Origin of the sequence: Prevotella sp. MGM1, from assembly GCF_002933775.1 — a bacterium.
Classification (GTDB): Bacteria; Bacteroidota; Bacteroidia; order Bacteroidales; family Bacteroidaceae; genus Prevotella.
Map to the genome: position 1 here is coordinate 1 of NZ_BEWV01000218.1, position 6157 is coordinate 6157.

The 6157-nt window shown below is 52.0% G+C and carries 7 protein-coding genes; all 7 read left to right on the plus strand.

Annotated features, from left to right (window positions below):
* The first annotated feature begins 405 nt into the window (after positions 1-405).
* A complete protein-coding gene (locus MoGM_RS11895) occupies positions 406-618 on the plus strand; it encodes a hypothetical protein (RefSeq protein ID WP_146078736.1) in 213 nt (70 codons plus the stop codon).
* Between the two features lie 517 nt (positions 619-1135).
* Complete coding sequence (gene metK / locus MoGM_RS11900; protein WP_104370270.1) at positions 1136-2392, plus strand: methionine adenosyltransferase; 1257 nt, start codon at positions 1136-1138, stop codon at positions 2390-2392.
* Positions 2393-2398: 6 nt separating this feature from the next.
* On the plus strand, positions 2399-3415 hold the full coding sequence (locus tag MoGM_RS11905; RefSeq protein WP_104370271.1) for a DUF4271 domain-containing protein: 1017 nt from the start codon (positions 2399-2401) through the stop codon (positions 3413-3415).
* Positions 3416-3422: 7 nt separating this feature from the next.
* Positions 3423-4172, plus strand: coding sequence for a uroporphyrinogen-III synthase (locus tag MoGM_RS11910; RefSeq protein ID WP_104370272.1), 750 nt, complete (start codon positions 3423-3425; stop codon positions 4170-4172).
* 35 nt (positions 4173-4207) lie between these two features.
* The gene (locus tag MoGM_RS11915) at positions 4208-4651 is read left to right on the plus strand and encodes a ribonuclease P protein component (RefSeq protein WP_104370273.1); all 444 of its coding nucleotides are present in this window, start codon (positions 4208-4210) and stop codon (positions 4649-4651) included.
* 9 nt (positions 4652-4660) lie between these two features.
* Entirely contained in the window at positions 4661-4903 is a 243-nt protein-coding gene (gene yidD, locus MoGM_RS11920; RefSeq protein ID WP_104370274.1) for a membrane protein insertion efficiency factor YidD, read from the plus strand.
* Positions 4904-4931: 28 nt separating this feature from the next.
* Positions 4932-6157, plus strand: a 1226-nt coding sequence (tyrS, locus tag MoGM_RS11925) for a tyrosine--tRNA ligase (protein WP_104370275.1), incomplete at its 3' end; no start/stop codon positions are given.

The following is a 6157-nucleotide window of genomic DNA, read 5'->3' on the forward strand; positions in this document are numbered from 1 at the left end:
GACACCATGACGTGTCCGGGGGAACTTTTTTTGTGTCCCCGCGTCATGCGTTCCGTCAGGTGGCGGCCTTTGCGGGTCACCCGATAGACATATGGGGCTTACGCATATAGTTTTGTAAGTCTGAAAGGAAAGGACCTGATATCTGCCCCCCTCCCGGAGACGCCCTGAATGCTTTGGGCTCACCGGATAAACATGGAGGGATTCTTCTTTTATTCATCAATGAAATTCTATCTTTGCATCATGGAGCGTCATTCGTGCCTTTGTCGGCTCATCACCACTGTGAACGTGCTTCCTTTATTACTTTTTATCTTTGTGGGCGCACCCAATTGTTGTCATTTTGCGAGTTTGTTCGCTTCTCCATGTCAAATATTTGTTTTTTAGATTTTGTCAATCGGTATATTAGTGGTGACGTTTATAATCTTCAATACCACACTTCCACAGTTGGATGTTAATGATTTTCTTGTAGGTCCCATCGTCTCATTTTTGATGGCTCTTCCTGTTGTAGTGATGATAGGTAAGGATGAAGCGAAAGCTGTGCCAATTATTCTTGCCAATGCCGTGGTATTCGGACTTGTGATATCGGTTGTCAAGTATTTTTGCGCCCCGTTATTTGTGTGAGACAGTTTTTGGGCACGGCGTTTTCTGTTTTATGCGTAGCCTATAGTACCCGGTTTATTCCAAGCGTAAGGTGAGTATTTATGATAACTGCCTGACTTTACGAATAATACCGTTCAGAACAATGGTTTTGGACGGTATTTCAATACACACAGATAACAACTTTTCTCATCAGATCCATATTAACAATAACAATAACTATAACTATAAAATTTTGCTATCGCAAAAAAACTATTATTTAAATCCAAGGACCGGGTTCTATGGGCAAACCACAGATTTGCGCCTGTCGGTTGAAACCGCAAGGACAGCATTGAGATGCCGGCACCTGTAGTTTCAAAAACGAAGTGCAAAAGCACCAGTTCTTGAAACACATTCCCCTCACTTCTTCCGGCGTGGGATACCTGTACCGGTGCCAAGGCTTAGATTTTCCCTTTTTCCTTTGGTGATTAAACATACTTACAGTATCTTTGCAAGTCAAACAATGATATAAGTACCAATAAACGATAAGAGGAGAAAAGACATGTCATACCTGTTTACATCAGAATCAGTATCCGAAGGACATCCTGATAAAGTGGCCGACCAGATATCCGACGCCATACTCGACCAGTTTCTTGCATACGACGAGCATGCCCGTGTGGCCTGCGAGAGTTTCGTGACCACCGGTCAGGTAGTGATAATGGGCGAGGTGCGCAGCGATGTGTATATCGATTTGCAGACCATTGCCCGCAATACGATAAAGAAAATCGGATATACCAAGGCCGAATATCAGTTTGACGGCAATTCGTGCGGCATACTGAGCGCCATTCACGAGCAGAGTGACGACATCAACCGGGGAGTGGATAACGGCAGCGATGACAACCAGGGTGCAGGCGACCAGGGCATGATGTTCGGTTATGCCACTAACGAGACCGAGAGCTATATGCCCGTATCGCTCGACATCGCCCATCTGATAATGTCCACATTGGCCGACATCCGCAAGGAAGGCAAGGTCATGACATACCTCCGTCCCGACTCGAAGAGTCAGGTGACGGTGCAGTACAGCGACGGCGGCGTCCCGGAGCGTATAGACACAATCGTGGTGTCTACCCAGCATGATGAGTTTGGCGACGACGACACCATGCTTGCCACAATAAAGGATGATGTGCTCAATATCCTCATGCCCCGTGTCATGGAGCGTATACACTCCGAAAAAGTGCAGGCACTTTTCGGCGACGACATAAAGTACTATGTAAACCCTACAGGCAAGTTCGTCATCGGAGGCCCGCACGGCGATACAGGCCTTACCGGCCGCAAGATAATCGTAGACACCTACGGCGGTAAGGGCGCACACGGCGGCGGAGCCTTCAGCGGCAAGGATTCGAGCAAGGTAGACCGTTCCGCGGCGTATGCGGCACGCCATATAGCCAAGAACATGGTGGCTGCGGGAGTGGCCGACGAGATGCTTGTCCAGGTGAGCTATGCCATCGGCGTGGCCCGTCCGATGAACATATATGTGAACACTTACGGCCGCGGCAAGGTGGGCATGAGCGACAGTGAGATTGCCGCCCGTATAGAAAAACTTTTCGATTTGCGCCCGAAGACAATCGAGCGTACCCTTAAATTGCGTCAGCCGATGTATCTCGAGACCGCCGCTTACGGACACATGGGACGTGAGCCGAAGACGGTGTCGAAGACTTTTACAAGCCATTATCACGAAGATAAGACCATGCAGATCGAACTGTTCACATGGGAGAAACTTGACCGTGTGGCCGACATAAAACGCGAATTCGGACTGTAAACGCGAATGGCGAGGCAAGATACACTCATCACGGAGACCGCCCCGCAGGCCGACATGCCTGCGGAGGCGGTCTCCGTGCATACGGATAATACCGCGGCGGTGTCTGCCGGCCGTTCACATGCCGTTCCCGTTGCGTCGCAAGACACCGTTGCCGTGGCCGGCCCGGCGGTCGACACCGTGTGGCATGTGCCTTTCGACAGCGTATATCTACTCCGTCCCAAGCCTGCCGAAGAGCCCCGCGAAATAAGCCTTTCCGGATGTTACGAGGAGAACATCTTTTTTGCCGACTCGCTGTTTCGTCCCGAGATACCGGCCGGCGGGCGCGGCGTGGCGGGCGATCCCGTGCCGTATACCGTGCGTGACGACAACATGATAACAAGCCTGTTACTCGCCTGTATCATCATGGTGATAATAGCTTTGTCAAATTCCCGCCGTTTCATCGTCAGGCAGATAAAGGATTTCATCTACGTGCCCCGGTCCGAGTCGTCTTCCATCACAGAGACTTCTTCCGAGGTGCGCTTCCAACTGTTCCTTGTGCTTCAGACGTGCCTGTTGCTTGCCGTCTTCCAGTATTTCTACACTTTGCATTATGTCGGTGAGACGTTCATTCTCTCGTCCCAGTATCACCTCATAGCGATTTTCTTCGGCATGTTTGCCGGTTTCCACCTTTTGCGTTGCCTGCTGTACAGTTTTGTCAATTCCGTGTTTTTCAGTTGGCGCCAGAACATCCAGTGGCTCAAATCCCTTCTGTTCATATCATCGTCCGAGGGCATACTGCTGTTGCCTGTCGTCCTGCTTCAGGTGTACTTCAATCTGTCGATACATAATGTCATCATTTACTTTGTAATTGTATTGGTTTTCGTTAAAATACTGACATTTTATAAGTGCTATTCCATCTTTTTCCGTCGGAAAACGGCTTTTCTGCAAATAATTTTGTACTTTTGTGCCCTTGAAGCCGTGCCTATCGCAGTCTTATGGGGTGCGTTGGTACTGACAGGCAACTATTTGGAAATAAATTTTTAGGACATCGATGATTAAGAAGATTTTGGTTTCACAGCCGAAGCCCGCCAGTGATAAGTCTCCTTATTTTGATCTTGCGGAGAGGTTTGACGTGGAGTTGGTATTCCGTCCGTTCATTAAGGTCGAGGGAATCAGTTCCAAGGAATTCCGTCAGCAGAAAGTAAACATGTTGGACTACACAGCGGTTGTTTTCACGTCGCGCCATGCGATAGACAATTATTTCAAGTTGGCAAAAGAACTTCGGTTGACTATACCCGAAGACATGAAATACTTTTGCGTGACTGAGACGATAGCCCTGTATATCCAGAAGTACGTGCAGTATCGCAAGCGCAAGGTCTTCTTCGGCTCTACGGGCAAGATAGACGATCTCATACCCACAATGGTCAAGCACAAGGGTGAGAAGTATCTTGTGCCGATGAGCGATGTTCACAACAGCAATCTCACAGGCCTGCTTGACTCCAAGAAGCTTAACTACACGGAATGCGTCATGTACCGCACCGTGAGCAACGACTTCACGCAGGATGAAGTGGACACGTTCGACTACGACATGCTCGTGTTTTTCAGTCCGGCCGGAATAGACTCGCTGATAAAGAACTTCCCCGATTTCAATCAGAAGAACACTGCGATAGCCACCTTCGGCCCCGCCACGGCCAAAGCCGTGAAAGATGCCGGCCTGCGGCTCGATCTCGAAGCTCCCACGGAGAAATATCCCTCGATGACAAGCGCCTTGCTGCACTATCTCAACGAGATACAGGGATAATTTTCCTGTGCGGTATCACCATAAATCCAAACACCATGCCGGAACAGGCGACACACACATTTGCGAAGCGTGAGCACATCGTCAGCCGCAAGCTGGTAGAAAGGCTCTTCGGCGGGGGCGGCAGCCGTTCGCTTGCGGCGTTCCCGTTGCGTCTCGTCTACCTTCCCGTTGAGCGTGCGGCCGGCGATGCGCCGGCCCAGGTGCTCATCAGCGTGCCGAAGCGGCATTTCAAGCATGCTGTCAAGCGCAACCGTGTCAAGCGTCAGGTGCGTGAGGCTTACAGGATGAACAAGCCCTTGCTTGCCGGAGTGCTCGATGCCATGCCGCAGACCATGGTGGCTATGGCGTTTGTATGGCAGGCCGGCCGCCTCTATGACAGTGCCGATGTAGATGCCTGCGTGAAGTCGCTGCTCGTGCGCCTTGCCGAGCGTCTTGAACACCGCCGTGGCGCTTCCTGCCATCCGCGGAACGAAGAGTGATCAGAGATTATGGCAGCCATGTTCCGTCCCGTCGTGAAAGCCCTCTCATGGGCGCTCTGCCTGCCGATAGTGTTCTATCAGCGGTATGTGTCCCCTCTCACTCCGCCCGCCTGCCGTTTCACCCCCACATGTTCCGAATATGCCCGCCAGGCAATAATGCGGCACGGCCCGTTACGCGGATTGTGGCTTGCCGTCCGCAGGATATTGAAGTGCCACCCTTGGGGCGGCAGTGGATACGACCCGGTACCCTAACCGATTAATAACATATAACGATCAAGATATGAAAAAGAATTTTGTTGAAGAACTGAAATGGCGCGGGATGCTCGCCCAGATAATGCCCGGAACGGAAGAACTCCTGCAACGCGAGATGGTGACGGCATATCTCGGCACCGACCCCACCGCCGACTCACTTCATATAGGCCACCTGTGCGGCATCATGATGCTGCGTCACCTGCAACGATGCGGCCACAAGCCGATAATACTCGTGGGCGGAGCCACCGGCATGATCGGCGACCCATCGGGCAAGAGCCAGGAGCGCAACCTGCTCGACGACAAGACTCTCTACCACAACCAGGAGTGCATCAAGCAGCAAGTGGCCAAGTTCCTCGATTTCGACGGCAACGAGCCTAACAAGGCTGAGATGGTGAACAACTACGACTGGATGAAAGACTTCACCTTCCTTGACTTCGCCCGTGTGGTGGGAAAGCATATCACCGTCAACTACATGATGGCTAAGGAGAGTGTGCAGCAGCGCCTTAACGGTACCGCACGCGACGGTCTGTCGTTCACCGAGTTTACCTATCAGCTGCTCCAAGGCTACGATTTCCTGTATCTCTACGAGCACATGAACTGCAAGTTGCAGCTCGGTGGCAACGACCAGTGGGGCAACATGACCACAGGCACCGAGCTTATCCGCCGCACACTGGGCAACGAAGTGGAGACATACGCCCTCACCTGCCCGCTGATAACGAAGGCAGACGGCAAGAAGTTCGGCAAGACGGAGAGCGGAAACATCTGGCTCGACCCCAAGCGCACCACACCTTATAAGTTCTATCAGTTCTGGCTTAATGTCAGCGACGACGATGCCGAGCGCTACATCAAGATATTCACAAGTCTCGACAAGGAGACGATAGACACCCTCGTTGAGGAACACCGTCAAGACCCCGGACGCCGCTCGTTGCAGAAGCGGCTGGCGGAGGAGGTCACGGTGATGGTACACTCGCGCGAGGCTTTCGACACTGCTGTGGAGGCCAGCGACATACTCTTCGGCAAGTCAACGAAAGACAGCCTGCTGAAGCTCGACGAACAGACACTTCTCGATATTTTCGAGGGTGTGCCTCAGTTTGAGATTTCGGCCGACAAGCTCGGACAGCCGGCCGGCGACCTCTTCACGCAAGATGCCGCCGTGTTTGCAAGCAAGGGCGAGATGCGCAAGCTCGTGCAGGGCGGTGGCGTGTCGCTCAACAAGGAGAAGCTCGCCGCTTTCGACCGCGTCATCACTGCCGA